Source organism: Achromobacter anxifer (assembly GCF_903652925.1).
Taxonomy (GTDB): Bacteria; Pseudomonadota; Gammaproteobacteria; order Burkholderiales; family Burkholderiaceae_B; genus Achromobacter; species Achromobacter anxifer.
The window spans coordinates 171835-198115 of record NZ_CAHLAR010000006.1 but is presented as its reverse complement, the minus strand read 5'-3'; the positions used below and the strand labels follow the sequence as shown (position 1 = coordinate 198115).

Genomic DNA, 26281 nt, shown 5'->3' with positions numbered 1-26281 from the left:
CCGCGTTGTGGCTTAGCGCTGGCTCTTCAGCAGCTTCGCGGCTTCGATCGCGAAGTACGTCAGGATGCCGTCGGCGCCGGCGCGCTTGAATGCCAGCAGCGCTTCCATCATGACCTTGTCGTGGTCCAGCCAGCCATTGGCGGCGGCGGCCTTGATCATGGCGTATTCGCCGCTGACCTGGTAGGCGAAGGTCGGCACGCGGAAGGCGTCCTTGACCCGACGCAGCACGTCCAGGTAGGGCATGCCGGGCTTGACCATGACCATGTCGGCGCCTTCCTGCAGGTCGGCCGCGACTTCGCGCAGGGCTTCGTCCAGGTTGCCCGGATCCATCTGGTAAGCCATCTTGTTGGACTTGCCCAGGTTGCTGGCCGAGCCCACGGCGTCGCGGAACGGGCCGTAGAAGGCGCTGGCGTACTTGGCGGAGTAGGCCATGATCTGCGTGTGGATGTGGCCGTTGGCTTCCAGCGCGCGGCGCACGGCGCCGATGCGGCCGTCCATCATGTCGCTGGGGGCGACCATGTCGACGCCGGCCTCGGCTTGCGTGAGCGCCTGCTTGACCAGGATTTCGACCGTGGCTTCGTTGATGACGTAGCCGTTGTCGTCGATGACGCCGTCTTGGCCGTGGCTAGTGTACGGGTCCAGCGCCACGTCACACAGGATGCCGAGCTCGGGGACCTGCTTCTTCAGTTCGCGCACCACGCGCGGGATCAGGCCATCGGGGTTGGTGGCTTCGATGCCGTCGGGCGTCTTGAGCGCGGGGTCGATGGCGGGGAACAGCGCCAGCACCGGTATGCCCAGCTCCACGCATTCCCGGGCCACGGGCAGCAGCGTGTCCAGCGAATAGCGGACCACGCCAGGCAGTGACGGCACGGCCTGCTGCAGGCCGCTGCCTTCGGCCACGAACACCGGGTAGATCAGATCGTTGACCGTCAGGGCGTTCTCGCGCACCAGGCGGCGGGTGAAGTCGTCGCGGCGCAGGCGGCGCGGGCGGGATACCGGGAATTCAGGGGAGATGATCTGCGGGTTCATGGTACGACCTTGGGTGAAATCCAGTTTTCTATGTGCGCGCCCGCTTCTTCCAGGCCGATGCGCTCGGGCGCCGAGAAGGGGATGGTGTGCAAGGCGCCGATGTCGGCCAGGTCCTTGCGCACCGAGAACACCGTGCGCACGCGCTGGCCGTAGGGCAGCTTGTCGGCCTTGGTCAGCAATGCCAGCACCGGGCGTCCGGTGGGGGCGATGAAATTGGCAAGGCGGCGGTCCAGTTCGGTGACGCCGCGGCGGATGTCGATGAGCAGCACGATGCCGACCAGCGATTCGCGGTCGCGCAGGTAGCCGCCCAGGATGTCGGCCCATTTTTCCTTTTCGTCGCGGGCCACGGACGCATAGCCGTAGCCGGGCAGGTCGACGAGAAAGCCGATGTGGCCTTCCGGATCCAGCGGATCGGGCAGGCCGAACATATTGATCAGGCGCGTGCGGCCCGGCGTCTTGCTGGAAAAGGCGAGACGGCGCTGGTTGCACAGCACATTGATGGCCGTGGATTTGCCGGCGTTGGAGCGGCCGACAAAGCAGACCTCGGGAGCGCCGGCGGCCGGCAACTGGTCGAGGCGAGCCGCGGACGTGAGGAAGGAGGCGCGATGTAGGAGGGACACGGGTGGCTTTGGATACGGTTGGTTTCGAGCCCTATTGTATAATCCGGCGTTTGCAACAGTGGTCCCCGTGCGCGGAGCCGTCTTTTTTGCTTACTGTTTCGCTTGCTGATCGCTTTATCCGGCAAGTTCGCAGCAACATCGCAGGCAGGAAGGCAAAACAGGTTCGATACGGTATTCCAGGGTGTGCGGGCAGGCGTGGGCGCCTTTTTGCGCCTTGATCGATGCGATCGTCGAGGTCTTCATGAAGCGTGTGCTGTCCCGGATGTTGGTTGCGAGCGGGCTGTTGCTCGGCGCCTCCGCCTTATCTACTACGAGTTTCGCCGCCGAAGGCGCCGCGGGCCCGGTAAAACCAGATGCCGCCAAGGGCGGACAGCTGTTTGACCAGGGCGATGCGGCCAGGGGCATCATCGCCTGTGCGTCCTGTCATGGCGCGGCGGGCAATAGCACCATACCGGTGAACCCCAATCTGGCCGCGCAGTCCCACGAGTACCTGGCCAAGCAATTGGCGGACTTCCAGGTCAAGCCTGGCGCCAAGCTGCCGGTGCGCAATGGCGCTGGCGGCAATCCCACCCCGATGACGGCCATGGCGCAGAACCTGACGCCGGCCGACATGCAGAACATTGCGCTGTACCTGGCGCAGCAGCCGCTCAAGGAGCCCGCCACGGCCGGCCAGGAGAAGCTGGTTGATCTGGGTCAAAAGATCTGGCGCGGCGGTTTGCCGGATCGCAAGGTTCCCGCGTGCGCCTCGTGCCATTCTGCCAATGGCGCAGGCATTCCCAGCCAGTATCCGCGGCTGTCGGGCCAGTTCCCCATGTACATCGAAGAGCAGCTGAAGCTGTTCCGCAGCGGCGACCGCAAGAACGACGTCATGTTCGCCATCGCGGACCGCATGTCCGACGCCGACATCAAGGCGGTGTCGGACTACGCCGCCGGCCTGCGGTAGGCGCCAGCCCGCCACGCGCGCGGCTGGTCCGCGTTCTGCAAACTCAGCGCAGCGGAACCTCGTTCCGCCGCGCGTTGTCTATGAGGGGGGTAGCCGATAGCGCGGCCCCCCTTTTTTCATGAATTCGACACGTACACACTCCCGTCCCTCCCTGCGCAGCCTGCCCGGCGATTTCTTCGAATTGCTGGGCTCGATGCGTTTCGCCGTCAGCCTGCTGATGTTCATCTGCGTGGCCAGCCTGGTGGGGACGGTGCTGCAGCAGAACCGCTCGTCGAACAACTACATCGACCAGTTCGGGCCGTTCTGGTTCGAGGTGTTCGACAAGTTCTCCATCTGGCACGTCTACAACAGCTGGTGGTTCCTGCTGATCATGGGCTTCCTGGTCGTGTCGACCTCGGTCTGCCTGATCCGCAACGCACCCAAGATGCTGCGCGACGCCCGCTCGTTCCGCGAGCACGTGCGCGCCAGCAGCCTGCGCGCCTTCCCGCACCGCGTGGAAACCCAGGAGCCCACCGACGTGCCGCAGACCGCCGCAGGCCTGAAGGCCCTGCTGGGCCGGCTGGGCTACGCCGTGCGCGAGCGCCAGGATGCGGACGGGGTGCTGCTGGCCGCCAAGAAGGGCAGCGCCAACCGCCTGGGCTATGTGTTCGCGCACGCGGCCATGGTCATCATCTGCATCGGCGGCTTGCTGGACAGCGAATTGCCGGTGCGCCTGCAGGTCATGTTCGGCGGCAAGAAACCCATCGTCGAAAACATGCTGATCTCGGAAGTGCCGGAGAGCGGGCGCCTGTCCGTGGACAACCCCAGCTTCCGCGCCAGCGTCCTGGTGCCCGAGGGCGGCCAGGCCAGCACGGCGGTCGTGATGGTGGGCGACGGCGCCCTGGTGCAGCCCATGCCCTTCACGCTGAAGCTCAAGAAGTTCGTGGTCGACTATTACTCCACCGGCATGCCCAGCCGTTTCGCCAGCGAGGTCGAGGTCACCGACCCCGATACCGGCAAGAGCTTCGATTCCACCATCGAGGTCAACGAGCCGCTGCGCTTCAAGGGCATGACGGTCTACCAGTCCAGCTTCGACGACGGCGGCAGCACGGTGACGCTGAAAGGCTACCCGCTGGTAGGATCCGAGGCCGCCACTTTTGCCGTTGACGGCACGGTGGGCAAGACCAGCGAAGTAACCGCTCACACTGCGCGTGGCGCGCGCAGCATGGGCGTCGAAATCACGGCCCTGCGGCCCATCAACGTCGAAGACCTGACCCGCGGCGAGCCCAAGGGCGGCAACCAGAGCTTTGCCGAGCACGTCGCCTCGGTGTCCGGCAGCGCCGCCGGCAAGAAGAACGAAAACCTGCGCAACGTCGGCCCCAGCGTCGAATACAAGCTGATCGACGACGCCGGCCAGGCCCACGAATTCCAGAATTACATGCTGCCCGTCGAACTCGACGGCGCCGCCGTGTTCCTGGCCGGAGTGCGCAACAACGCCTCCGAACCCTTCCGCTACCTGCGCATCCCGGCGGACGAGGACAGTTCGATCGCCGAATTCATGCGCCTGCGCGCGACCCTGGCCGACCCGGCGGCGCGCCAGGAAGCCGCGCGCCGCTTCGCGGAACGCAACAGTCCCGCGGGGACGGATCGCCAGCCCCTGCAGACGGCCGCCGAGCGCGCCCTGGAAACCTTCGCGTCGGGCGGCCTGCAAGCCGTGGCGGCGTTCCTGCAGGCCAATACGCCGCCGCAGGACCTGGAGCGGGCGGCCGACGTGGTGATCCGCCTGATCGGCGCCAGCATGAACGAACTGCGCGCCATCGAGCGCGAGCGCGCCGGTTTGCCTCCCCTGGCCGCCGAGGGCCCGGAAGCGGAGCGCGCCGCCGTGTGGTCGCGCCTGTCCGTCGCGGCGCTGTCGGACCTGACCGTCTACCCGGCGCCGGTATTCCTGTCGCTGGCGGACTTCAAGCACGTGCAGGCCAGCGTGTTCCAGGTCAGCCGCACGCCCGGCAAGAACACCGTCTACCTGGGCAGCCTGCTGCTGGTCCTGGGCGTGTTCTCGATGTTCTATATTCGAGACCGCCGCATCTGGATCTGGATCAAGCCGCAAGACAGCGGCAGCAGCGTCCTGGCGGCCATGACGTCCCAGAAGCGTACACTCGACTTCAACCAGGAGTTTGAACGCTTCAAGCAGGCGCTGCTGCGCCAGAAAAGGTCCTAAGGTTTCCTATGTCCACTACGACCACCACGCACCCCTCGTCGCCGCAAGCGCTGGCCGGCTCGCCTGAGCAGCTCTGGCAGAACGCCCTGTCCGAAACCGGCGACAGCCGCGCGCAGCGTGGCAGGCCCGACTGGACCGACGTCGTCTTCTTCCTGTTGCTGTCGGTGGGCGCGGGCTTCGCGCTGACCCGCTACAGCAACGCGATGGACTACTACGAGAAGATCATCCTGTGCGGCACCGTGCCGGTGCTGGCCTGGATGGGCTGGCTGTGGCGTCCGCTGCGCCACCTGATGATCGCCTGTGCGATTGCCGCCGGACTGGCCCTGATGCTGTACGGCAACGACCTGGCGCGGGCCGAGCAGGTGTTCTTCCTGAAGTACCTGTTCTCCTCCCAGTCCGCGATTCTCTGGATGTGCGCGCTGTTCGCGCTGGGCATGGTCTGCTACTGGATCGGCTTCTTCAGTCCCACCGCCGCCTGGCTGGGCACGGCCCTGACCTGGGGCGCGGTGTTCGCCGGCGTCACGGGCCTTCTGGTGCGCTGGCGCGAAGGGCACCTGATGGGCCCGGACCTGGGCCACATCCCGGTCAGCAACCTGTACGAAGTGTTCGTGCTGTTTGCGCTGATCACGGCGCTCTTCTACCTCTACTACGAACGCAAGTACGCCACGCGCGCGCTGGGCGGCTTCGTGCTGATGGTGGTGACGTCGGCCGTGGTGTTCCTGCTGTGGTATTCGTTCACCCGCGATGCCGGGCAGATCCAGCCGCTGGTGCCGGCGCTCAAGAGCTGGTGGATGAAGCTGCACGTACCGGCCAACTTCATCGGCTACGGCACCTTCTCGCTGGCCGCCATGGTGGGCTTCGCCTACCTGGTCAAGCAGCACGGCCAGACCACGTCCTGGGCCAAGCTGGCGCCGCTGTTCGTGCTGGGCGTGCTGCTGTGCGCCGAGCCCATGGTGTTCCGCACCGACGGCTTGTCGGCCACCTGGATGCTGTATTTCGGCGTGGGCGCGGTGATCATCGGCGCCATCCTGCTGGGACGCCGCCGCATCGCCGCGGCGCTGCCCTCGCTGGAGGTGCTGGACGACATCATGTATCGCGCCATCGCGATCGGCTTCGCGTTCTTCACGGTCGCCACCATCCTGGGCGCGTTGTGGGCGGCCGACGCCTGGGGCGCGTACTGGCAGTGGGATCCGAAGGAAACCTGGGCGCTGATCGTCTGGCTCAACTACGCGGCCTGGCTGCACATGCGCCTGATCAAGGGCCTGCGCGGCACCATGGCGGCCTACTGGGCGCTGATGGGCCTGCTGATCACCGGCTTCGCCTTCCTGGGCGTGAACATGTTCCTGTCGGGCCTGCACTCCTACGGCGAACTGTAGCCGTAGCCGTGCGCGGCCTGTTCAGGCCGTCAGCACGACCATCACGGGCTGCGGCGAATACACCTTGAAGCCGGGTGCGTTGATGGTGTTCTGCAGGGTCAGGCTGGTCATGCGCACGATGGGCGCGCCGCGCACCAGCATGGTGAACGCGCCCGTCATGTAGCGTGACTGGCCCATGAAGGTCTGCGAGATCAGGCCGCCGCCCACGCCGGCGGTATCGCCCAGCGTGACGGGTATCGGCGTCGCCATGTTGTGCACCGGCGCGGCCATCAACCATACGTTCCAGACCACGGGGATACCCATGGACGACGTCGCCGTGTCGATATGCGGCACCGGCGGCACGGGGGTCTTGCAGACGTCGGGTACGCCCACGGCCAGGCTGGGCAATTGGCAGACGGCGAGCATATCGATCTCCTTGTGCGGCGAGGGGGCGGCGATGCCGCGCGGGGTCAGGGGGCGGCGCGTCCGGCCGACCAGAGTTCGGCTTGCAGCAGGGGCGCGTCGTTTTCGATGATGCCGCGGCGCTCCGTCCAGCGCGCGCCCTGGGTCAGGGCGCGATGCATGCGGGTGCGCAGGAAGGTGGCGTCGCGCAGGTCGGCCTGGTCCAGGTCGGCCAGCGAGAAATCGGCGTCGGTCAGGTTGGCGCCGCGGAAATCGGTGTTGGCGCAGCGCGCTCGCTGGAAGACGCACAAGGACAGGCTGGCGCCGCGCAAGGAGGCGCCATCCAGCGTCGCCTCGGCCCAGATGGCGCCGTCGAAACGGCCGCCTTGCAGGTCGGCGCCGCTCAGGTCCGCCTGAGGGAACAAACCCTGGAGGGCCGACGCGCCAGTGAAGCGCGCGCCGCGCAGCGATGCGCCCTTGAAGCCGGCCTGGCGCAGGTCGGCATTGCGGAAGTCCGCGCCATCCAGCTGGCTGTCGGTGAAATGGCAGAGCGGGTAGGCTTGCGCGGCGAAGTCCTGCGCCGTCAGATCGCATTCGATGAACATGGTGCTTTCCGCGCTGGCGCCCGCCAGCACGATGCTGCGCAGGTCCAGCTGGTGGAACAGGGTGAAGCTCATCCGGGCCTGCGACAGGTCGGCGCGCGTCAGCGTGCCGCGCGAGAATACCGAGCGCTCCAGCCGGGCGGACCGGAAGGAGGCCGCCTCGAGCGAGGTGGAGTTGAAAGCCGCCTCCCGCAGCTCGGCCTGTTCCAGGCTGGCCTGATCCAGATCGCATTCCGTGAAACTGAGGCCGTGGGCGTGGCAGCGGTCCAGCACCGCGCCGCGGGCCTGGCAGCGGAACAGTCGTGCCGTATCCAGATTGGCGTCCGCGGCGTCAACGCCCGCAAGCACGCAGTTGAGGAATTGGCTGTCCTGCAACTGGCAACCGCTCATTTTGGCGCCGCTCAAATCCACCTGGTCGAAGAACGCGCCTGCGAGGTCCAGGCCGCGCAGGTCCCGGCCCGCCAGGCTGAGGTGCGCTATCGGCTCGCCGTGGCGCACCTGGTCCAGCAACTGATCCAGGTTCATGCGGCGTTCTCCGGCTGCCGCGCGGGCCACAGCTTGGCGCCCTGGGTATGGGCGTGGTCCAGCCCGGTGCTGCCGTCCATCCGCGCCTGCGCGACATCCGCGCGAAAGAGGTTGGCGCCCGTCAGGTCGGCGCGCAGCAGGATGGCCTTGCCGAGCAGGCTGTTGATCAGGTTGGCGTTGCGCAGGCGGGCGCCCGTGAAATCGGCGCGCACGAAGTGGGTGTCGGGGGCGGCGATGCCGCTGAGGTCCGCCTCCCGCAGGCCGCAGTTCGAGAAGTCGCTGGCGGCAAGCTGCGCGCCGCGCAGGTCGGCGCGGTCGAGCGTGGCGCCGCGCATGCTGCCCACCTTGAACTGCATGCCGCGCAGGCACGCGCCGGCCAGCTCCACGCGGCCGGCGTAGGCGCAGCCATCGAGCGTGGCGTTCTCCAGGCTGTAGCGGCCGGAAAACTCCACGTCCATGAAGCTGACGCGCAGCAGGTCCGCGCTGGAAAAATCGGCGTTCGCCATCGTCCCCTGCATGAACACGCATTGATTCAGGCGCGCTGCGTGAAAGCGGCAATCCTCGAAGGCGGCGCTCATCGCGGCCCATTGCTCGAATGACGCGCCGCTCAGGTCGCAGCCGCGCAAGCGGGCCTGATGCAGGCGTCCCAGCAGCCAGACGCTGCCGGCAAAGCTGCAATCCTCGCAGCTGGCATGGTCCCAGATGGTTTCCTTGATGCGGCTGTCGGCGAAGTCCGTCTGGACGCAAAGCGTGCGGCCCAGGTTCGCGCGCGACATGTCGGTTCCGCGCATGCTGGCGCGCGTCAGATCGGCGCCGGCCAGCACGGCGTCGGTCAGGTTGCTGCCGTCCAGCCGCGCGTCGGCGAGCTTGGCGCCGGTCAGTATGGCGCGCTGGAAGTCGACGCCGGAAAGGTCCATGCCGCTCAGGTCCGCGCCGGTCAGATTCATGTCCCGGCAATCGCGATTGCCTTTCAGGCGCGCTTCCAGCTTCGAGCGCGTGCGCCGCGCGCGCAATGGCGGCATGGGCGGGGGCGGCGCGAACTGATGCGCCGACTGCTGATAGGCCTGGTGCACCTGTGGACCCAGGGTCTGGCTGAGCGGGGGCGGCGAGCCTGGGGCGTCCGGCGCGCCGCGTTCGGCCTGCGTGTGCGGGTTGGCATCGAAGTCGGCGATGTGCCGCCTAACCTTGCGCGGGTCGAAGCCGGCGGGAAGCTTGCCGTCATCCTCCAGCTTGCGCAGCGCGTCCATGTCGACCCCCGAGACCGCGGTCATGGACGGCAGGTTGGGATCGGCCAGCGCGCGCGCGGCGGGTCCGCTGGACAGGCGTTTGGCCTCTTCCAGCTCCTGCTGCATGCGCAGGATGGTCTGCGGCAGGTCGGACAGGTTCGGCGCCTTGGGCGGCGGCTCCAGCGGAACCATGTACAGGTCGGGATCCAGGCCCTGGGCGAGCAGCGATTCGCGCTCGCGGGCATGCCGCCGCGCCGCGCCGGCGTGGAGGTTGCGGTTGGACGGTCGCTGCGCCGTGGCCTCCATGGCCGCCTGAGGCAGTTCACCACAGATGTCTTCCGGCACGAGCTGGGCGTCCAGCAGGGCATAGACGGCGCCAAGCTCGGTATCGAGGCGCTGCTTCACCACCGTCTGATAATGCGCCATGTCGCGCGCCTGGCCAGCATGTTCCAGCGCGGGCATGATGTGCAGGATATCGGCCGCATCATCCTCGCGTACCGGCAGCGCGCCATGCCAGATCAACGCCAGCTGCGTGCGGTCGGGGAAGAACCAGGCCGTGGTCAGGCGCAGTCCGACTTCTTCCAGCGCGCTGCCGTCGGCCTGGCGGCTGACGAAGCAGCGGGCGCGCCAGTCGGGCAGGCGGCCGCGCAGCACCTCGTGTTCAGGGTGCATGTTCCACAGCTCGTATTCCGTGCCGCCGGCAAGCGCCGAATTGGCGGGACCCCATTGATCGGGCGGCGCGGCATTGAAGAAGCGCCAATCCATGTCGGACGCGAAACCCGGGAAGTCATGTTCCAGCCATTGCTGGCCGTATTGCCGGCCCAGGTGCGCCGCGCGCTGCGGCCAGTCCATGGCCAGGGCCGTGAAGCCGGCCGGCGCCGCGCGCTGGGCGGGTGACGTGATGCGTTGCTGCGGGTGTTCGATATTGGGCAGCCGGCGCACGCGCACGCCGTTGATCTCTTCGTCCTGAGCGCCGATGCCGAGCGGGTTCTCGGCGTGGCCGGGGCCGCCGTAGGCGTGGCTCCAGTCCAGCCGCATGCGCTCGAAAGGCTGGGGCGGCGTCGCCTTGCCGTCCAGCCAGTAGCGGTCGCCGAACACCAGCAATGACTTGTCGATTGCGCCCACCTTCAGGCGCACGGCGCAGGCACCGGGGCTGCCATTGCCGTGCGGATAGGCGTGGCCCGCGACCAGGACCTCCGGATGCAGCTTGGGCGTGGCCAGGTCCAGCAGGCCGCCGGCCTCGGCGCCCGCCAGCTTCCACAATTCCTGGTCCGTCAGCAGCGTGGGCGTTTGCGCGATGTCGACCAGCGCGAACACCGACACACCCAGCACATCGCGGCGCTGCCAACGGTAGGGCCGGGTCAGCAGGCCCAGGCGTAATGGCTTGATGGTCTTCATGGCTATCCGGTGGCCTGGTCCACGGCGACTTCACGGGTCGACGGATCGATCCGTACCTGTATGGTCTTGCCGGCGCCGAAATCGGCCAGATGCAGCGGCGACAGCGGCACGCTGAGGGTGCGCGACATGGCAGGCGTATCGCGGGTGGCAGCGACTTCCAGATCCAGTTCGATGATGAAGTACAGCGTGTCGCCAATGCGGCGGCGCGTGTCGCGCGCGGCGGTCACCAGCGCCGTGCTGGCCAGGCCGCTGGCGCGCACGGCATCCAGCCGCTGCACGTCCCGGCGTCCCGCCGCGCGGCGCTGGCGCTCGCGCCACAGCATGAACGCTGCTTGCGCCAGGGACAGCAGCAGGCCCAGAAACACCCACTTGGCCCAGCTGGGCCAGGCGTTCAGGAAGTCGGACATGGCGGCCTCAGATAATGCTCCAGAGACCGACCATCGACGCGCCCAGGCCCACCTTTTCCGCGGCGACGGCGTCGAACTGATAACTGGACCCCGTGGTCCGGTAGGACACCAGCTGGCCGATGCTGCTGACCATGGCGTAGTTGGTGAAGGAAATGTTCAGCATGACCGTGGAGCGGAAGAGCGCGACACGGTGCATGCCGAATTCGGCCTTTGCCACCGCCAGGCCGATGGAGAACGGCGTGGCCTGCAGCCAGCTCTTCTTGGAAAGGTCCTTGACGTGGGACGCGTCCATGATGACTTCCGCAGGGGTCTTCAGCGTGATGTTGCCGTCGGCCTTGACCAGCACGGTCGAGCCTTCCGACTCCATGTCTATCTTGCCCTTGGCCTTGAGGTCCATGGTGGCGGTCTCGGACTGCACCAGCATCGCGGTCTTGGCTTTCACGTCCATGTTCGCGTCGGTGGACAGCAGCTCGACCTTGCCCTTGGCCTTTTCGGTGAGGGCGCCGGTCTTCACATGATGCAGCGAGTCGCCTTCGTTCACGTACACCTGCTCGCCATTTTTCAACGTTTCCTTGAAGAGGCCGGTGATCTCGCGTTCCTCGCCCTTGGCCGCGACGGTGGTCTTCAGGCCGTTGTCGAACTTCTCTTCCATCAGGCCATCTTTCACGTTGACCGTGCGCGAGGCCTTGACGGTGTATTCCTCATGTCCCTTGACGAACACGTCGCGCTTTTTCTCGACCCGCAGATTGTCGGTGCCAGTGACCTTGATGTCGCGGTTGCCGCCGATCCGGGTGGTGTCGTTGTCGCCGATGGTGGTGGTGCGGGTCTTGTCCGTCGAATGGAATTCGTTGGCCTCCACTTCGGTGCAGAGTTCGCGTTCGGCATGCAGCCAGATGCGTTCGCTGCCGCTCTTGTCCTCGAACATGAGCGCGTTCGCCGTCGCCGGCGTGCCGCTCTTGGAGCGGCTCAGGAAGCCGCTTTGCGTGGCGTTGTCCGGCAGGTCCCAGGGCGGCAGGTTGTTGGCGTTGAAGACGCGGCCGATCACGATGGGGCGGTCGGGCTGGCCGCCGATGAAGTCCACGATCACTTCGTCGCGCACGCGCGGCAGCTGGATGCCGCCAAAGCCGCCGCCAGCCCAGGGGCTGGACACGCGCACCCAGCACGAGCTGTTCTCGTCCTTCTTGCCGTAGCGGTCCCAGTGGAACTGCACCTTGACGCGGCCCATCTTGTCCGTCCAGATCTCCTCGCCTTCCTTGCCGACCACCGTGGCCGTCTGCGGCCCGTGGGTGCGCGGCACGGGCGTGACGCGCGGCGCGCGGAATTGCGTGCTGGTAGGCAGCACGACGAACTCCAGATCGAAGTTGCCGGGCTCGGGTTGGCCGCTGGCATAGCCGGTCTCGCGGATCCGGTAGTAGGTGCTGACGACGAGGTACTCGCGGTTCTCGGCCTGGCGCGGATGATTGCGCAGCGTGAAGAGGCGGCCGGTGGCCAGCCCCCGGGCGTTGCAACCGCCGGTGCTCTGTTCCTTCCTGCACTGCAGGTCTTCCAGCCTGACGCGCGTGTAGTGCTCGGCGTCGTCGGGATTGGTGTAGCCGCCCTGCCACTCAAACATCTCCAGGTCGCCGTGGTCGTGGGCGCCGGGATTGTTGCGCCGCGCCTCCAGGCTGGCGGCGGGCGTGAGCGGATGGTAGTCCGTGGTGGCGAAGGCGCCGGGGGTGATCTGTTCGGCCACTTCCCACTTATAGACATGATCCTCGCGCGGAATCGTGATGCGGTCGGGGCCGTAGTAGGGGATCTGCTCGTAGTCCGCAACGGCGTCGTGCTGCGTGATGTCGTCGGTGAGGACCAGCGTGTGCTTGCCCTTGTCGTGCTTGAACCAGAAGTAGATGCCCTCATGCTCCATCAGGCGGCTGATGAAGGCGTAGTCGGTCTCTTGGTACTGGACGCAATATTCCCAGCTGCGGTAGCTGTCCACCAGCTTGAACTCGACGGGATAGTCGTAATCCTTCAGCACCTCGCGGATCACGTCGGGCACGCTCTTGTTCTGGAAGATCTTGTTGTCCGAGGTCTGCGTCAGGTACCAGAGCCAGGGCCGCACCGTGGCGCGATAGATGGTGTAGCGCGAGGTGTTGTTCTCGCGGCCCACCAGCACGCAGCGCGTGACGTGTCCGCTGAGATAGCGCGGCGTGGCCGATCCGGTCTCGATCTCCAGCGTCAGCGGCTTGCCTAGCAGCGATTTCATGTCCAGCGTATAGGACTCCGAGATCAGCTCGACCTCCAGTTCGAACAGCTGTGAAAGGCTCTCGGCCCCATTCATGGCGCGGAACTTCAGCTGTTCCGGCGGCAGGGGCGTATGCGCCTTGACGACACGTTCGCTGGGCACGTTGCGGTCCATCTCACCGTCTCCTTATGAGAATTCGCCTGTTGCTGCGTGTACTGCTGCTCTGGATTTTTCGCGGACACGCGTGGGCGCGCCGCGATGACTGCAATGGGAAGGCCGGCCACGCGATGGGGCCGCTTGCAAGAGTGGGCACGGCGAAAGAAGAGGGCCGGCGCCGGGGAAATCTGTCTCTGAATCGTAAAGCGCGCCGGTCTGCCGCCAGCGTGAGCGCCGATTGTAGGCAGCGCCCAAAGCGCATGAGTAGCGGTCTCACATGCTTTTGTGTTTTTTACGCTTCGGTAACAACCCATCGGCGACGCTGCGGATTCCGTAAGGTGTGTGTCAAAAAATCAGCACAGCAGGAGAGTCCGTATTCAATTGTTTACGTCGGTGTTAGCCATCTGTAAGAAAAATCTGGAGTTGTTAGGTTGCCGTTGCATGCGGAAAGAGATGCCTAGAATTCACCCTTCCGTGAAGCAGCGCGGAGCGTAGTGGTTGTATCAAGGCAGCATCCCAGCAGGCATTTAAGTGATGACTATGGAATTCGCCGACATCCTCAATACACTCGATTCACGTCTGCCCTGCGGGGAAGACCTCGAATACGACGCCGACTTCCTGCAGCTGCAGCAAGCCGCGGCGGGCCGTGACGAACAGCAGTTCGGCTCGACCATCATTGCCGCGCAGCCGCCTGACTGGCACGAGGTCGAACGCCTGGCCCGCGCGCTGCTGGAGCGCACGCGCGACCTGCGCATCATCGGCCTGCTGACCTCCGCCTGGACCGAAATCCGCGGCTTGCCCGGCTATGGCGATGGCCTGGCGCTGGCCGTCGATACCCTTGAACGTTATTGGGAGCCGCTGCATCCGCGTCTGGACTGCGTGGGCGAAGACGACCCCATGCCGCGCATGAATGCGCTGGCGGCCTTTGGCGACATGCAGGGCTGTGCGCGCAGCCTGCGTTCGGCCAGCCTGATCAGCGGCGTGCACGGGCAACTCACGGTGCGCGATACCGAAGCGTTGCTGGACGGCAGCCGCCAGGATGCGGACGGCTATCCCGGCGGGCGTCCGCGCCTGGTCGAGCGCTTGCGCCAGGCCTGGACGCAGGGCGATGCCGACGTGCAGGCGCTGGCGTCCGCCGCCGATGCGTTGCGGCGCATCCAGAAACTCGTGACCGACAAATTGGGCGCCGCCTGGGCGCCCGACTATGCGGCCATCCTGCGCACGCTGGACCTGGTGCTGGACGCGGCGCGCGATCCGCAATCCTTGCGACCGGGCGCGGCACCGCCTGAAGAGGCGCGGGCCGCGACGGAGGCTCCCGCCACGCAGCAGGTCGCGAGCGCGGCGGATCACGCCGCATGCTGGCAGGACGCGACGATCCGGTCGCGCGACGAGGCCGTGGCGATGCTGGCCAAGGTCTGCGCCTACTTCGAAGCCAACGAGCCCGGCCATCCCGCGCCCTATCTCATCCGCCGCGCGCAGCAGCTCATCCCGATGAGTTTTCACGACATCATCAGGAACCTGGCGCCCCAGGGCCTGGAGCAATTCGAGGCTTGGCTGCCGCGCACAGAGGACAACCGGCAGGACCCCTGAGGCGGGGCAACCGCCGCAGCAACAAGAGGAGACGACACCATGGCGACGAGCCTGAAGGGAAGCGGCCAGAAGTTCATTGCAAGAAACCGCGCGCCGCGGGTGCAGATCGAGTACGACGTGGAGATCTACGGCGCGGAGCGCAAGATCCAGCTGCCTTTCGTGATGGGCGTGCTGGCGGATCTGGCCGGCAAGTCCGAGACGCCTCAGCCGGAAGTCGGCGAGCGCAAGTTCCTGGACATCGACATCGACAACTTCGATGAGCGCATGCGTTCCGTCCAGCCGCGCGTGGCGTTCCAGGTGCCCAACACGCTGACCGGCGAAGGCAATCTGAACGTGGACGTCACGTTCGAGAGCATCGACGATTTCTCGCCGGCCACGGTCGCGCGCAAGGTCGGCGCGCTGAACGAATTGCTGAGCGCGCGCACGCAGCTGGCGAACCTGCTGACGTACATGGACGGCAAGACCGGCGCCGAGGAGCTGATCGGCAACGTGCTCAAGAATCCGGCGCTGATGAACGCCTTGGCGGCCGCGCCGAAGCCGCAGGAAGAGGCGGGCGCATCCGATGCGCCGGCCCCGGATCCCGCCGCGTAGTTTCCGCTCGAATCGATTTTCGGAGAATGCCATGACCGCAGTGGCCAAACGCGCCGACGCGCGCGCTGTCGAGACCCTGCAGGCGGATGATCTGTCCGCCCTGCTGAAGAAGGAATTCAAGCCCAAGACCGAGCAGGCGCAGGAAGCGGTGGAGCATGCCGTGCGCACGCTGGCGCACCAGGCGCTGGAGAACAGCGGCGTCGGCTTGTCCTCGGACGCCTACCGCACCATCCAGGCGATCATCGCCGAGATCGACCGCAAGATGTCGGAACAGATCAACCGCGTGATGCACCATCCCGACTTTCAGCAGCTGGAGGGCGCGTGGCGCGGCCTGCATTACCTGGTCACCAACACCGAGACCGACGAGCTGCTGAAGATCCGCGTGATGTGCATGTCGAAGTCGGAACTGGGCCGCACGCTCAAGCGCCACAAGGGCGTGGGCTGGGACCAGAGCCCGATCTTCAAGCGCGTGTACGAGGAAGAGTACGGCCAGTTCGGCGGCGAACCCATAGGCTGCCTGGTCGGCGACTACTACTTCGACCACAGTCCGCCCGACGTGGAACTGCTGGGTGAAATCGCCAAGATTTCGTCCGCCGCGCATTGCCCCTTCATCGCGGGCGCCTCGCCCAATGTGATGCAGATGGATTCCTGGCAGGAGCTGGCCAACCCGCGCGACCTGACCAAGATCTTCACCAACACCGAATACGCCGCCTGGCGCAGTCTGCGCGAGTCCGAGGACTCGCGCTACATCGGACTGGCCATGCCGCGCTTCCTGGCGCGGCTGCCCTACGGCGCGCGCACCAATCCGGTGGACGAGTTCGACTTCGAGGAAGACACCGACGGCGCCAACCACGACCGCTACACCTGGACCAATTCCGCCTATGCGATGGCGGCCAACGTGAACCGCTCGTTCAAGCTGTACGGCTGGTGCACCTCGATCCGCGGCGTGGAATCCGGCGGCGCGGTGGAGAACCTGCCTTGCCACAGCTTTCCCACCGATGACGGCGGGGTGGACCTGAAGTGCCCGACCGAGATCGCGATCAGCGATCGGCGCGAGGCGGAATTGGCCAAGAACGGCTTCATGCCGCTGGTGCACAGAAAGAACTCCGACTTTGCCGCCTTCATCGGCGCGCAGTCGCTGCAAAAGCCGCACGACTACTACGAGGCGGACGCTTCCGCCAACGCCAAGCTGGCCGCGCGCCTGCCCTACCTGTTCGCGTGCTGCCGCTTCGCGCACTACCTGAAGTGCATCGTGCGCGACAAGATCGGCTCCTTCCGCGAGCGCGACGACATGGAGCGTTGGCTGAACGACTGGATCATGAACTACGTGGATGGCGATCCCGTGAACTCCTCGCAGGAGACCAAGGCGCGCAAGCCCCTGGCCGCCGCCGAGGTGCAGGTGCAGGAAATCGAGGACAACCCAGGCTATTACTCCGCCAAGTTTTTCTTGCGGCCGCACTATCAGCTGGAAGGGCTGACGGTGTCGCTGCGGCTGGTATCCAAGCTGCCTTCGCTCAAACAGAACGAAGGTTGAATGGCGCTGACGAATCGGGGCGCAACCGCGCCCCTTAACTCCAGGAGACTGATGTGGCAGTGGATATGTTCATGAAGATCGATGGCGCCAACGGCGAGTCCAAGGACGCCAACCACAAGGACTGGACCGACATCGTGTCCTTTTCCTGGGGCGCCACCCAGCCAGGCAACCTCGCCAGCGGCGGCGGGCTAGGCGCGGGCAAGGCCAGCTTCAACGACCTGCACGTGGTGGCCCGCATCGACAAGGCCGCGCCGGCCGTGATGAAGCACTGCGCCAGCGGCAAGCACCTCAGCAAGATCGAGCTGTCCATGTGCAAGGCGGGCGGCGAGCAGATCGAGTATTCGAAGATCACGCTGGAAGACGTGCTGGTGTCGTCGGTGCAGATTTCCGGCGACCGCAGCGCCGAGGGCGTGGTGGTGAACTTCGCCTTCCAGGCGGCCAAGGTCAAACAGCAGTACTGGGAGCAGACCGACAAGGGCGGCAAGGGCGCGGAAAGCCTGGTGGCCTGGGACATCAAGCAGAACAAGGAAGTGGGCTAGGACGGAGCGCCCATGTCCATTGCCGCAGTTCCTTTCGGCGCAATCAGCCTGGCCGGCCAGTTGGACGAGCTGCAGGCGCAGGTGCGTCGGCGTCCTGCCGACGCGGACCTGCGCACGCAGCTGTTCCAGCTGTTGGCGGCGCAGGGCGATTGGGCCCGCGCGGCCGAACAGCTCAATGTGTGCGGCCACCTCGACGCGCAGGCGCGTCCGATGCAGGTGCTGTACGCCAGCGCCATCGCCGCCGAGCGCGAGCGCGAAGCCGTGCTGGCCGGACAAGGCGAGCCGGCTTTGTTGAACCACCCCGACGACTGGCTGCGGGCCCTGATTTCGGCGCTGCGCCTGGACGGCGCCTCGCCCGCCCAGGCGGCCGACCTGCGCGCCCAGGCGTTGCAGGACGCCCCCGCGCGTCCGGGATTCCTGGCGCTGGCCGGACAGGACGCTGCCGAAGCGTTCCAGTGGATCTGCGACGGCGACAGCCGGCTGGGTCCGGTCTTCGAGTTCCTGGCGGGAGGACGGTACGTCTGGTTGCCTTTCGCCGCCATCAAGCGAGTGCGCCTGCTCGGACCCGAGGGCTTGTGCGACCTGGTCTGGGCGCAGGCCGAGATCGAGCTGGACGATGGCCGAGTGCAGCAGGGGCTGGTGCCGGCCCGCTATCCGGCGGCGCCTGGCGAGCGCATGGCCGAATTGTCCGACGTGGCCAAGCTGGGCCGGATGACGGACTGGCGCGCGCTGCATGGTGAAACCTATGCCGGCGTGGGACAGAAGCTGTGGCTGACCGATGCCGCGGAGTTCGGCCTGCTCGACGTGCGCAGCCTGGAGCTGGCGTGATGGGCCACGCCGACCGTCCGGGCGATTGGGAGCCTTTGTCGCGCAGCCAGCGCGCGGTGCGCGACCGCCTGCAGCCTTCGCTGCTGGACCGCCTGATGGACAACGATCCCGCCAAGCGCGAAGAGCCGCGCGAACACGCCATGCTGACGCATGAGGCGTTGCGCGCGGCCGTGCTGCGGGATTTGCGCTGGCTGCTCAACACGGTGAACCTGCAGACGACGCAGGATCTGTCGGCGCATCGGCCAGTGGCCGCCTCCACGCTGAATTTCGGCGTGCGCGCCATGGCGGGAAAGCGCATGTCGGAGATCGACTGGATCGACGTCGAGGAGTCGATCCGCGACGCGATTGCGGCATTCGAGCCGCGCATCCTGGATTCCTCGGTGGAAGTGCGTTGCGTGTCGGATGCCGGCACGCTGGAGCACCACAACGTCCTGAGCCTGGAAATACGCGGCATGCTGTGGTGCGTGCCGCAGCCGCTTGAGTTCCTGTTCCGCACGGACATCGACCTGGAGAGCGGCCACATGGATCTGCGCGATCTGGGCGGTGTCTGATGGACGACCGACTGCTGGATTACTACAACCGGGAACTGGTCTATCTGCGCGAGCTGGGCGCGGAATTCGCTCAGGCTCACCCCAAGGTGGCTGGGCGGCTGGGCATGCACGCCACCGAGGTGGCGGATCCCTACGTCGAACGCCTGCTGGAGGGCTTCAGCTTTCTGACCGCCCGCATCCACATGAAAATGGATGCGGAATTTCCGCGCTTTTCCCAACGCTTGCTGGAAGTGGTGTACCCCGGCTATCTGGCGCCCACCCCGGCGATGGCGATCGTGCAGTTCTCGCCCAGCATGAATGAAGGCACCCTGGCGGGAGGCTTTGAGCTGCCACGCGGCACCCTGTTGCGCGGCCGCGTGGCGCGCGGCGAGCAGACGCCCTGCGATTTCACTACCGGCCACGCCCTGCGCCTGTGGCCCTTGCAGGTGACGCAGGCGGAGTTCACAGCGGCGCCGCAGGACCTGCCGCTGGCGCGCCTGGGCCTGGCGGGCCGCGCCGCGCGCGTATTGAGCGCGCTGCGCATCCGGATAGAAGTCGGCGGCGGGCAGCGGCTGGAAGACCTGGACCTGGATCAGCTGGTCTTTCACCTGAACGGCCAGGACCTGCAGATGCAGCGCCTGCTGGAAGTGCTGATGGGGCACACGGTGGCGGTGCTGGGCCACGATACGGCGCGTCCGGTGGCCTGGATCAACCGGTTGCCGGCCGATGCCGTGCGCCATGAAGGCTTTGCCGATGAGCAGGCGCTGTTGCCGGCCGATGCCCGGGTGTTCCAGGGCTACCGCCTGCTGCAGGAGTATTTCGCGTTCGCCCAGCGTTATCTCTTCTTCAGCATCAACGGACTGAAGCAGGGGCTGCGCACGCCCGCGCCGCCGCAGGGCGCGCAGCGCGAGACCCGCGCCTTCGACCTGACCCTGCTGTTCTCGATGGCGGCACCGGAGCTGGAGGGCGCCATATCGGCCGCCAACCTGGCCCTGCATTGCGTGCCGGTGATCAACCTCTTTCCCAAGCGGGCGGACCGCGTGGCGGTGACGCCCAGGACCTCCGAGTACCACGTGGTCATCGACCGCAGCCGGCCGCTGGATTACGAGGTCTATGGCGTGACCCGGGTTGCCGGCCATGCGTCGGCGCAGCGCCAGGAGCAGGAGTTCCGGCCGTTCTACGGTTCGCTGGGCAGCGATCCCGACGACTATGGCGCGTATTTTTCCGTGCGCCGCGAGCCGCGGCTGGTGTCCGACATCGCGCAGCGCAACGGCACCCGTAGCGGCTATATCGGCAGCGAAGTGTTCCTGTCGCTGGTGGACCGGCAGGAGGCGCCGTTCTCCGGCGACCTGCGCCACCTGACGCTGGAAACCCTGTGCACCAACCGCGATCTGGCGCTGCTGCTGCCCCTGGGGTCCGAGACCGACATGACCTTGCGCGTGTCGGCGCCCGTGCGCGCGGTGAAGGTGCTGCACGGCCCCACGCGGCCGCGCGCGGCGCTGGCCGAGAATGCGGCGACATGGCATCTGATCAGCCACCTGGGCCTGAATTACCTGAGCCTGACCGACCTGGATGCGGAGCAGGGCGCCCAGACCCTGCGCGAGATGCTGCATGTCTACGGCAACCTGGCCGAGCCCGCCGTGCGCCGCCACATCTCCGGCCTGCGACACGTCAGCGCCATCCCCGTGCACCATCGCCTGCCCGTGCCCGGTCCCATCGTCCATGGACGCGGCGTGCGCATTGCGCTGCAGGTGGACGAGACCGCGTTCTCGGGCATCAGCCCTTATCTGTTTGGCGCCGTGCTGGAGCAATTCTTCGCGCGCCACGTATCGATCAACCTGATGTCGGAGCTGGTCCTGTCGACCCTGCAGCGTGGCGAAATCGCCCGCTACAAGCCCCGCATGGGACGCCGGCCCGTGGTCTAGGCCGGCATTCCTCCACGTACAGGAGCGCATGATGAAGTCCGCCGCACACCTGAGCCGCATGGCTTACGATCCCGTCCATTTGCTGGGCGAGCTGCTGCGCCGTGAAGCCGACGGCAGTTATGCCGTGGCCTGCGATGGCCGCGTCTGGAACGCGCAGCGCGCCGCCAGTTGCCTGCTGGAACCGCAGCCCGGCGACGAGGTGCTGATCAGCGGCCCCGATCCGGCGCGCGTCTACCTGATCGCGGTGACGGTGCAGGCCGACCCCGCGCGCGCCACGCTGCAAACCGAAGGCGAGCTGACTCTTCGTTCGCGGACGGGCGATGTGCTGCTGCAGAGCGCCGGCGCGGTGCGCGTGCGGGCGTCCGAGTACGCGGTGGAGGCCGAGGACGAACGCCATACCTGCGGGCGCATGCGCATGGTGGCCAAACAGCTGCACGCCACCGTGGGCGAGTTTCGGCTGGTGGGCAAGAGCTACGAGGCGGTGCTGGACCGCATGACCCTGATGGCGCGGCTGTCGTTGCGCAGCGTCAGCGAAATGGACCAGGTTCGCGCCGGCGCGATCGACTTCCAGGCCGAGCAGAGCGCGAGATTGCACGCGGCCTATACCGTGGTGACCGGCGGCGACCTGGTCAAGGTGGACGCCAAGCAGATCCACATGGGGTAGGACGGTGGACAACGCCCAGCCCGCCTCCGATCCGATCCGCGCGCCCGCAGCTTCCGCTGCCGCTTCCGGCGCGCTGGCGCAATGGTGGCTCACGGTCGAGCGTGAGCCCCATGCCCACGACCTGTTTCACGCCCTGCGCTGGATAGACGCGCTGGCGGGCGGGCGCAAGCCGCTGGGACGCGATACGGTGGCGCGCTACGAGCCGGTGCGGCTGCGGCAGGAACCGTCGCTGGCGTTCGCACCGTCCACGGTCGCGCGCGCGCGGCCCGCCGAGGGCGGGCGGCCCGCGGAGCTTTCGATCTACAGCTTCGGGCTGTTCGGCCCGAACGGTCCCTTGCCCCTGCACCTGACGGAACATGCCCACGAGCGCGTTGCGCACCACGGCGACCGCACCCTGTCCGCCTTCGCCGACGTGTTCCATCACCGGCTCATCCTGCTGTTCTACCGCGCCTGGGCCGACGCGCAGAGCACGGTCAGCCTGGATCGCAAGGACGAGCGCTTCACGCGCTACGTCGCCAGCCTGCTGCACATGGGCGAGCCGTCGATGCGGCGCCGCGACGCCGTGCTGGATCACGCCAAGTACTACATGGCGGGCCATCTGACGCGCCAGACCCGCAATCCGGAAGGGCTCAAGCACATCCTGCAATCGTTTTTCAGCATGCCGGTGCATATCCGCGAATTCGTGCCGCAATGGATCCGCCTGGAGCCCGAACAGCGCTTGGGTCTGGGCGGCTTCGCGGGGCTGGGGCGCGACACCGTGCTGGGAGTGGCGGTGCGCGATGCCCAGCACAAGTTCCGGATCGAGATCGGTCCGCTGGCGCTGGAGGACTACCTGAGTTTTCTGCCGGGCGGGACGCGCGCGCGCCAGCTGACGCATTGGGTCCGGCATTACATCGGCATGGAGCTGGCCTGGGACCTGCGGCCGGTGCTGCGGGCAGAGGACGCGCGCGGATTGACCCTGGGCGCTCAGCGGCCCCTGGGCCTGTCTTCTTGGCTGGGCAAGCGCCGGCCGGAGCAGGGCGAGGCTTGCGACCTCGTGCTGGACTATGAAAGCCGCGGGCGCGTCCCGCAACGTGGCCGGCCGCCGGCCCCAACCTCAACTCCCACGCGCGCTTGACGCGCCACCACGCCATGTCGGATATCGGCCGCATCGATCTCTTCGGAAAGCTCAACCCGCTGCTCTACCAGACGCTGGAAGGCGCCACCGCGTTCTGCAAGCTGCGCGGCAATCCCTATGTCGAACTGGTGCACTGGCTGCATCAGATCCTGCACGCCCAGGACAGCGACCTGCACCGCATTGCGCGCCGCTTCGAACTGGACATGGCGGCCTTGCAGGCCGACCTGACGGCCGAGCTGGACCGTTTGCCGGCGGGAGCGGGTTCGGTCTCCGACCTGTCCGAACACATCGATCACGCGGTTGAAAGAGCCTGGGCGCTGGGATCGCTGCGCTATGGCGCGGCGCGCATCCGCAGCGCCCATCTGCTGGCCGGCCTGGCCAGGACCTATGCCTTGCGCCACGTGCTGTTGGGCATGTCGGCGCAGTTCTCGCGCATCGCGCCCGAGCAGTTGCTGGAGCAGCTGGAAGAGATCGTGCAGGGATCGCCGGAAGACGCGGCGCAGACGGCGTCCGCTCCCGCCGAGGCAGGGGCGCCGGGCGAAGGCGGTTCCGCGCTGGCGCGCTTCGCCGTCGACCTGACCGCGCGGGCGCGCGAAGGCGCGATCGATCCGGTGTCCGGGCGCGACGAGGAAATCCGCCAGCTCATCGACGTGCTGATGCGGCGCCGCCAGAACAACCCGTTGCTGGCCGGCGAAGCGGGGGTCGGCAAGACCGCCGTGGTCGAGGGCCTGGCGCTGCGCCTGGCTGCGGGCGAAGTGCCACCGCAGTTGCGCGATGTGGCGCTGTACCTGCTGGACATCGGCCTGCTGCAGGCCGGGGCCGGCGTGAAGGGAGAGTTCGAGCAGCGGTTGCGCGGGGTCATCGACGAGGTGCAGGCAAGCCCGAGACCCATCGTGCTGTTCATCGACGAGATCCATACGCTGGTGGGCGCCGGGGGCGCCGCGGGCACGGGCGACGCGGCCAACCTGCTGAAGCCGGCGCTGGCGCGCGGCCAGTTGCGCACCATAGGCGCGACCACCTGGTCGGAATACAAGAAGTACATCGAGAAGGACCCGGCGCTGAGCCGCCGTTTCCAGGTCATACAGGTGCACGAGCCCGACGAGGCGCGCGCCTTCGGCATGCTGCGCGGGCTGGCCGAAACCCTGCAGGCTCATCATGGCGTGCTGCTGCTGGACGAAGCGATCGAAGCGGCGGTGAGCCTGTCGCACCGCTACATCCCGGCGCGCCAGTTGCCGGACAAGGCCGTGGCGCTGCTGGACACGGCCTGCGCGCGCGTCGCGGTCAGCCAGCATGCCGTGCCGGCCAGCCTGGAGGATGCGCGCAGGCGCGTGCAGGCGCTGGCGCTGGCCCGGCGCATCGCCGAGCGTGAACTGCGCCTGGGCGAAGGCGATGCGCAACGGGTGGAGCGCCTGGCGGCCGAACAGGCCGGCGCCGCCGATAGCGAGCAGGCGCTGGCGGCGCGCTGGGAGTCGGAACGAGCGCTGGCCGGGCATGTGCTGACGCTGCGCGAGACGCTGGAGCTGGCGTCCTCGGACGAACAGGAGGACCAGCGCCACGCATTGGCGCAGGCGCGCGAAGCGCTGGCGGCCAGCCAGGGCGAGGCGGCGATGGTGCATTGCGCGGTCGATGCGGCCGCGGTCGCGGCCGTGGTGGCCGACTGGACCGGCATTCCCGTGGGCCGCATGCTGCGCGACGAGGCGCAGGCGGTGCTGGCCCTGGCCGACACGCTGGAAAAGCGCGTGATCGGCCAGCGCGAGGGCCTGGAGACGGTGGCGCGGCGCATCCAGACCTCGCGCGCCAGGTTGACCGATCCGGACAAGCCGGTGGGCGTGTTCCTGCTGTGCGGCCCCAGCGGCGTCGGCAAGACGGAGACCGCGCTGGCCCTGGCCGAGGCGCTCTATGGCGGCGAGCAGAACCTCATCACCATCAACATGAGCGAGTTCCAGGAGTCCCACACCGTCTCCACGCTCAAGGGCGCGCCGCCCGGCTACGTGGGCTATGGCGAGGGCGGCGTGCTGACCGAGGCGGTGCGCCGGCGGCCCTACAGCGTGGTGCTGCTGGACGAGGTGGAGAAGGCGCACGCGGACGTGCACGAGATCTTCTTCCAGGTCTTCGACAAGGGCTGGATGGAGGACGGAGAAGGGCGCTACATCGACTTCCGCAACGCGATCATCATCCTGACCTCCAACGTGGGCGCGGACCGGATCGCGGCCCTGTGCAGCGACCCGGCGCTCATGCCCGACGGGCCGGCGCTGGCGGCCGCGCTGCGCGAGCCGCTATTGCAGGCCTTTCCGGCGGCCTTGCTGGGCCGGCTGGTGGCGGTGCCATACCTGCCCCTGCCGGATGCCATGCTGGCGCGCATCGTGGACCTGCAATTCGATCGCGTGCGCCGCCGCCTGCTGGAGCATCACGGCATCGTGCTGGAAGTGACGCCGGACGCCACGGCGCTGGTGGTGGCGCGCTGCGCGGAAGTGGAGTCGGGCGCGCGCATGGTGGATGCGGTGCTGACCAACACGGTGCTGCCGCGGATCAGCCGCGAGCTGCTGGGCGCGTCGATGCAGGACCGCAGGCTGAGCAGGGTGGGCCTGTCAGCCGCGGACGGGGAGTTCCGTTATGACTATGCCTGAGCGTTCAACGGTCTTTGTCGCCGGGCTTGGGCTTGACGGGCGCGGGCCGCATGAAGCCGCCGATCTCCTGCAGGTGATCGGGCGCGCTGCGGCCGTCGGCGGATTCCCGCGAGCCGCCCAGGGCGCGGTCCACCGGGTGGGCGCGATGCTCGGCCAGCGGATCGTGGGCGGGCAGGGTGGACGGCGTGCCGTCCGAGAAGATGCTGGGCGTGCCGTCGCCTGGCGCGTCGAACAGCGCCAGGGGATCGGTGGGCGGGCGCGAGACCACGCCGTCGCCGGGCGGCAACTGCCGCAAGGGATCCTCGGGGTTGCGCGCCTGCGCGGAATCCAGGTCGAAGGGATGGGTGGAAACGTCGGGCGCGCTGCCGACGGGCAAGGTGCCGGGGCCAATCAGATCGCTGAAGATGTCGTCGTCCACCGCCGCGGCCGCGACGCCGGCTGCGATGCCTTCGGCGGTTTCAGCGCCGGGCTCGTCCGCCACGCTGCGCAGCCGGTAGTCGCCGATCTGCAGTTCGTCGCCCGGATTCAGCGGCACTTCCTGGTCGCGGGCCAGCGGCTGTCCGTTGACGCTGACGCGGCTCATGTCGCTCAGGTTCTCGATGAAGGCGGCGTCCGCGTCGTTGACGCGGATCGCGGCCTGGACACGGCAGATGGCGCGCGCGGGATCGGGCAGGGCCAGGAGATTCTCGGGGCTGCGACCCACCGTGCCGCCGGGCGCGGTGAACACGGCATGGATGGGTTCGAAGGCCGGGTCGCCGGCACGCTGGAACACGGTGAGCTTCACGCCAGTCTCCTGGGCGCCGTCGGCGCGTTAGCGGTTCTGGGAGGCCTGCGCCGCCTGGAAGGCCGGGCCCCACAGGGGATGGCCGGCCTCGTTCGGCGCGAGCTGGAACGAGGGCTGCAATTGCAGGATGCGCGCGAAGCTGTCTTCGCACAGCTGGCGATAGTTGGTCACGCAGTAGCTGAACGCCTGGAGCTTGAACGCTTCGACGCGCATGGGGGTGGGCGCGGAGGCCAGCGCGTCGGAAGTCGCCACGGTACGGATGACGGCGCCGAAGCGGCTGGCGGCATATTCGTCGCGGACCTGCTGCAGGGCTTCGACCGCCTGTGGCGACGGCGTGGTGGCACAGGCTGCAAGCAGCGCGAGGCCGGATATCAAGCTGATGCGGAAAGGCAGTTTCATGGCGCGGGCATGTCGGTCGGGGTGAGTAGGCCTGGTCATTCCGCCGATGATAGCGGCCCGCCGTGCAAGGTA

23 protein-coding genes are annotated in these 26281 nt (G+C 67.4%); 13 read left to right on the top strand and 10 right to left on the bottom strand.

All coding sequences use genetic code 11. The features are described from left to right. Positions 1–12: 12 nt before the first annotated feature. The 3 genes from hemB to HWY37_RS34795 form a co-directional block, all read right to left on the bottom strand. Entirely contained in the window at positions 13–1029 is a 1017-nt protein-coding gene (gene hemB, locus HWY37_RS20235) for a porphobilinogen synthase (protein WP_175205447.1), read from the bottom strand. Beyond that, a complete protein-coding gene (gene yihA / locus HWY37_RS20230) occupies positions 1026–1649 on the bottom strand; it encodes a ribosome biogenesis GTP-binding protein YihA/YsxC (RefSeq protein ID WP_175205448.1) in 624 nt (207 codons plus the stop codon). Before yihA ends, hemB begins: the two co-directional genes overlap by 4 nt. A 114-nt stretch (positions 1650–1763) precedes the next feature. Beyond that, complete coding sequence (locus HWY37_RS34795; RefSeq protein ID WP_255509206.1) at positions 1764–1892, bottom strand: hypothetical protein; 129 nt, start codon at positions 1890–1892, stop codon at positions 1764–1766. Here HWY37_RS34795 and HWY37_RS20225 point away from each other — a divergent pair. The 3 genes from HWY37_RS20225 (at position 1891) to ccsB (ending at position 6165) form a co-directional block, all read left to right on the top strand. Beyond that, positions 1891–2592, top strand: a complete 702-nt coding sequence (locus HWY37_RS20225) for a c-type cytochrome (protein ID WP_042797483.1) — start codon at positions 1891–1893, stop codon at positions 2590–2592. The genes HWY37_RS34795 and HWY37_RS20225 overlap by 2 nt on opposite strands. A 118-nt stretch (positions 2593–2710) precedes the next feature. Beyond that, positions 2711–4789 carry a cytochrome c biogenesis protein ResB gene (locus tag HWY37_RS20220; protein WP_175205449.1) on the top strand — a complete coding sequence of 693 codons (2079 nt, stop codon included), beginning with the start codon at positions 2711–2713 and terminating at the stop codon, positions 4787–4789. Between the two features lie 8 nt (positions 4790–4797). Further along, the gene (gene ccsB, locus HWY37_RS20215) at positions 4798–6165 is read left to right on the top strand and encodes a c-type cytochrome biogenesis protein CcsB (protein ID WP_175205450.1); all 1368 of its coding nucleotides are present in this window, start codon (positions 4798–4800) and stop codon (positions 6163–6165) included. Between the two features lie 21 nt (positions 6166–6186). On the opposite strand, the gene HWY37_RS20210 is transcribed toward ccsB, so the two are convergent. From HWY37_RS20210 to HWY37_RS20190, 5 genes are read right to left on the bottom strand one after another with little or no spacing between them, the layout of a single operon-like run. Next, a complete protein-coding gene (locus HWY37_RS20210) occupies positions 6187–6570 on the bottom strand; it encodes a DUF4150 domain-containing protein (RefSeq protein WP_175205451.1) in 384 nt (127 codons plus the stop codon). A gap of 44 nt (positions 6571–6614) precedes the next feature. Continuing rightward, positions 6615–7673: a pentapeptide repeat-containing protein gene (locus tag HWY37_RS20205; RefSeq protein WP_176089721.1), complete on the bottom strand. Its 1059-nt coding sequence runs from the start codon at positions 7671–7673 to the stop codon at positions 6615–6617. Next, on the bottom strand, positions 7670–10297 hold the full coding sequence (locus HWY37_RS20200; RefSeq protein WP_176089720.1) for a DUF2169 family type VI secretion system accessory protein: 2628 nt from the start codon (positions 10295–10297) through the stop codon (positions 7670–7672). The genes HWY37_RS20205 and HWY37_RS20200 overlap by 4 nt, the downstream gene beginning before the upstream one ends. A 2-nt stretch (positions 10298–10299) precedes the next feature. Beyond that, positions 10300–10704, bottom strand: a complete 405-nt coding sequence (locus tag HWY37_RS20195; protein ID WP_175205454.1) for a hypothetical protein — start codon at positions 10702–10704, stop codon at positions 10300–10302. Positions 10705–10711: 7 nt separating this feature from the next. Beyond that, positions 10712–13099 (bottom strand): type VI secretion system Vgr family protein, encoded by a 2388-nt coding sequence (locus HWY37_RS20190; protein ID WP_175205455.1) that lies wholly within the window; start codon positions 13097–13099, stop codon positions 10712–10714. Positions 13100–13621: 522 nt separating this feature from the next. Between HWY37_RS20190 and tssA the strand changes: the two genes are divergently transcribed. The 10 genes from tssA to tssH all read left to right on the top strand — a co-directional run bounded on the left by tssA (position 13622) and on the right by tssH (position 25026). Beyond that, on the top strand, positions 13622–14671 hold the full coding sequence (gene tssA, locus HWY37_RS20185; protein WP_175205487.1) for a type VI secretion system protein TssA: 1050 nt from the start codon (positions 13622–13624) through the stop codon (positions 14669–14671). Positions 14672–14710: 39 nt separating this feature from the next. After that, positions 14711–15262 (top strand): type VI secretion system contractile sheath small subunit, encoded by a 552-nt coding sequence (tssB, locus tag HWY37_RS20180; RefSeq protein WP_175205456.1) that lies wholly within the window; start codon positions 14711–14713, stop codon positions 15260–15262. A gap of 31 nt (positions 15263–15293) precedes the next feature. After that, entirely contained in the window at positions 15294–16796 is a 1503-nt protein-coding gene (gene tssC, locus HWY37_RS20175; protein WP_176089719.1) for a type VI secretion system contractile sheath large subunit, read from the top strand. Positions 16797–16867: 71 nt separating this feature from the next. Beyond that, positions 16868–17335: an Hcp family type VI secretion system effector gene (locus HWY37_RS20170; protein WP_088607795.1), complete on the top strand. Its 468-nt coding sequence runs from the start codon at positions 16868–16870 to the stop codon at positions 17333–17335. 12 nt (positions 17336–17347) lie between these two features. Then, positions 17348–18163, top strand: coding sequence for a type VI secretion system accessory protein TagJ (locus HWY37_RS20165; RefSeq protein ID WP_176089718.1), 816 nt, complete (start codon positions 17348–17350; stop codon positions 18161–18163). After that, positions 18163–18714 carry a type VI secretion system baseplate subunit TssE gene (gene tssE / locus HWY37_RS20160; protein WP_175205459.1) on the top strand — a complete coding sequence of 184 codons (552 nt, stop codon included), beginning with the start codon at positions 18163–18165 and terminating at the stop codon, positions 18712–18714. The genes HWY37_RS20165 and tssE overlap by 1 nt, the downstream gene beginning before the upstream one ends. Further along, positions 18714–20618, top strand: a complete 1905-nt coding sequence (tssF, locus tag HWY37_RS20155) for a type VI secretion system baseplate subunit TssF (protein WP_176089717.1) — start codon at positions 18714–18716, stop codon at positions 20616–20618. The genes tssE and tssF overlap by 1 nt, the downstream gene beginning before the upstream one ends. A gap of 31 nt (positions 20619–20649) precedes the next feature. Further along, positions 20650–21282: a DUF3540 domain-containing protein gene (locus tag HWY37_RS20150; RefSeq protein ID WP_176089716.1), complete on the top strand. Its 633-nt coding sequence runs from the start codon at positions 20650–20652 to the stop codon at positions 21280–21282. A gap of 4 nt (positions 21283–21286) precedes the next feature. Beyond that, positions 21287–22399 carry a type VI secretion system baseplate subunit TssG gene (gene tssG / locus HWY37_RS20145; RefSeq protein WP_373418154.1) on the top strand — a complete coding sequence of 371 codons (1113 nt, stop codon included), beginning with the start codon at positions 21287–21289 and terminating at the stop codon, positions 22397–22399. A 14-nt stretch (positions 22400–22413) separates the two neighbouring features. Then, on the top strand, positions 22414–25026 hold the full coding sequence (gene tssH / locus HWY37_RS20140) for a type VI secretion system ATPase TssH (protein ID WP_176089715.1): 2613 nt from the start codon (positions 22414–22416) through the stop codon (positions 25024–25026). A gap of 4 nt (positions 25027–25030) precedes the next feature. On the opposite strand, the gene HWY37_RS20135 is transcribed toward tssH, so the two are convergent. Both HWY37_RS20135 and HWY37_RS20130 read right to left on the bottom strand, forming a co-directional pair. Then, positions 25031–25810 (bottom strand): FHA domain-containing protein, encoded by a 780-nt coding sequence (locus tag HWY37_RS20135; RefSeq protein ID WP_176089714.1) that lies wholly within the window; start codon positions 25808–25810, stop codon positions 25031–25033. 27 nt (positions 25811–25837) lie between these two features. After that, complete coding sequence (locus HWY37_RS20130) at positions 25838–26209, bottom strand: TssQ family T6SS-associated lipoprotein (protein ID WP_175205463.1); 372 nt, start codon at positions 26207–26209, stop codon at positions 25838–25840. Positions 26210–26281: the final 72 nt, after the last annotated feature.

Coding starts and splice junctions, on each gene's coding strand:
- HWY37_RS20205 (WP_176089721.1), bottom strand. CDS start 7,673: ATGAACCTGGATCAGTTGCTGGACCAGGTGCGCCACGGCGAGCCGATA.
- tssA (WP_175205487.1), top strand. CDS start 13,622: ATGGAATTCGCCGACATCCTCAATACACTCGATTCACGTCTGCCCTGC.
- tssC (WP_176089719.1), top strand. CDS start 15,294: ATGACCGCAGTGGCCAAACGCGCCGACGCGCGCGCTGTCGAGACCCTG.
- HWY37_RS20225 (WP_042797483.1), top strand. CDS start 1,891: ATGAAGCGTGTGCTGTCCCGGATGTTGGTTGCGAGCGGGCTGTTGCTC.
- tssH (WP_176089715.1), top strand. CDS start 22,414: ATGTCGGATATCGGCCGCATCGATCTCTTCGGAAAGCTCAACCCGCTG.
- HWY37_RS20210 (WP_175205451.1), bottom strand. CDS start 6,570: ATGCTCGCCGTCTGCCAATTGCCCAGCCTGGCCGTGGGCGTACCCGAC.
- HWY37_RS20130 (WP_175205463.1), bottom strand. CDS start 26,209: ATGAAACTGCCTTTCCGCATCAGCTTGATATCCGGCCTCGCGCTGCTT.
- HWY37_RS20200 (WP_176089720.1), bottom strand. CDS start 10,297: ATGAAGACCATCAAGCCATTACGCCTGGGCCTGCTGACCCGGCCCTAC.
- tssE (WP_175205459.1), top strand. CDS start 18,163: ATGGGCCACGCCGACCGTCCGGGCGATTGGGAGCCTTTGTCGCGCAGC.
- tssF (WP_176089717.1), top strand. CDS start 18,714: ATGGACGACCGACTGCTGGATTACTACAACCGGGAACTGGTCTATCTG.
- ccsB (WP_175205450.1), top strand. CDS start 4,798: ATGTCCACTACGACCACCACGCACCCCTCGTCGCCGCAAGCGCTGGCC.
- HWY37_RS20165 (WP_176089718.1), top strand. CDS start 17,348: ATGTCCATTGCCGCAGTTCCTTTCGGCGCAATCAGCCTGGCCGGCCAG.
- HWY37_RS20170 (WP_088607795.1), top strand. CDS start 16,868: ATGAAGATCGATGGCGCCAACGGCGAGTCCAAGGACGCCAACCACAAG.
- hemB (WP_175205447.1), bottom strand. CDS start 1,029: ATGAACCCGCAGATCATCTCCCCTGAATTCCCGGTATCCCGCCCGCGC.
- HWY37_RS20190 (WP_175205455.1), bottom strand. CDS start 13,099: ATGGACCGCAACGTGCCCAGCGAACGTGTCGTCAAGGCGCATACGCCC.
- HWY37_RS34795 (WP_255509206.1), bottom strand. CDS start 1,892: ATGAAGACCTCGACGATCGCATCGATCAAGGCGCAAAAAGGCGCCCAC.
- tssB (WP_175205456.1), top strand. CDS start 14,711: ATGGCGACGAGCCTGAAGGGAAGCGGCCAGAAGTTCATTGCAAGAAAC.
- HWY37_RS20220 (WP_175205449.1), top strand. CDS start 2,711: ATGAATTCGACACGTACACACTCCCGTCCCTCCCTGCGCAGCCTGCCC.
- HWY37_RS20195 (WP_175205454.1), bottom strand. CDS start 10,704: ATGTCCGACTTCCTGAACGCCTGGCCCAGCTGGGCCAAGTGGGTGTTT.
- HWY37_RS20150 (WP_176089716.1), top strand. CDS start 20,650: ATGAAGTCCGCCGCACACCTGAGCCGCATGGCTTACGATCCCGTCCAT.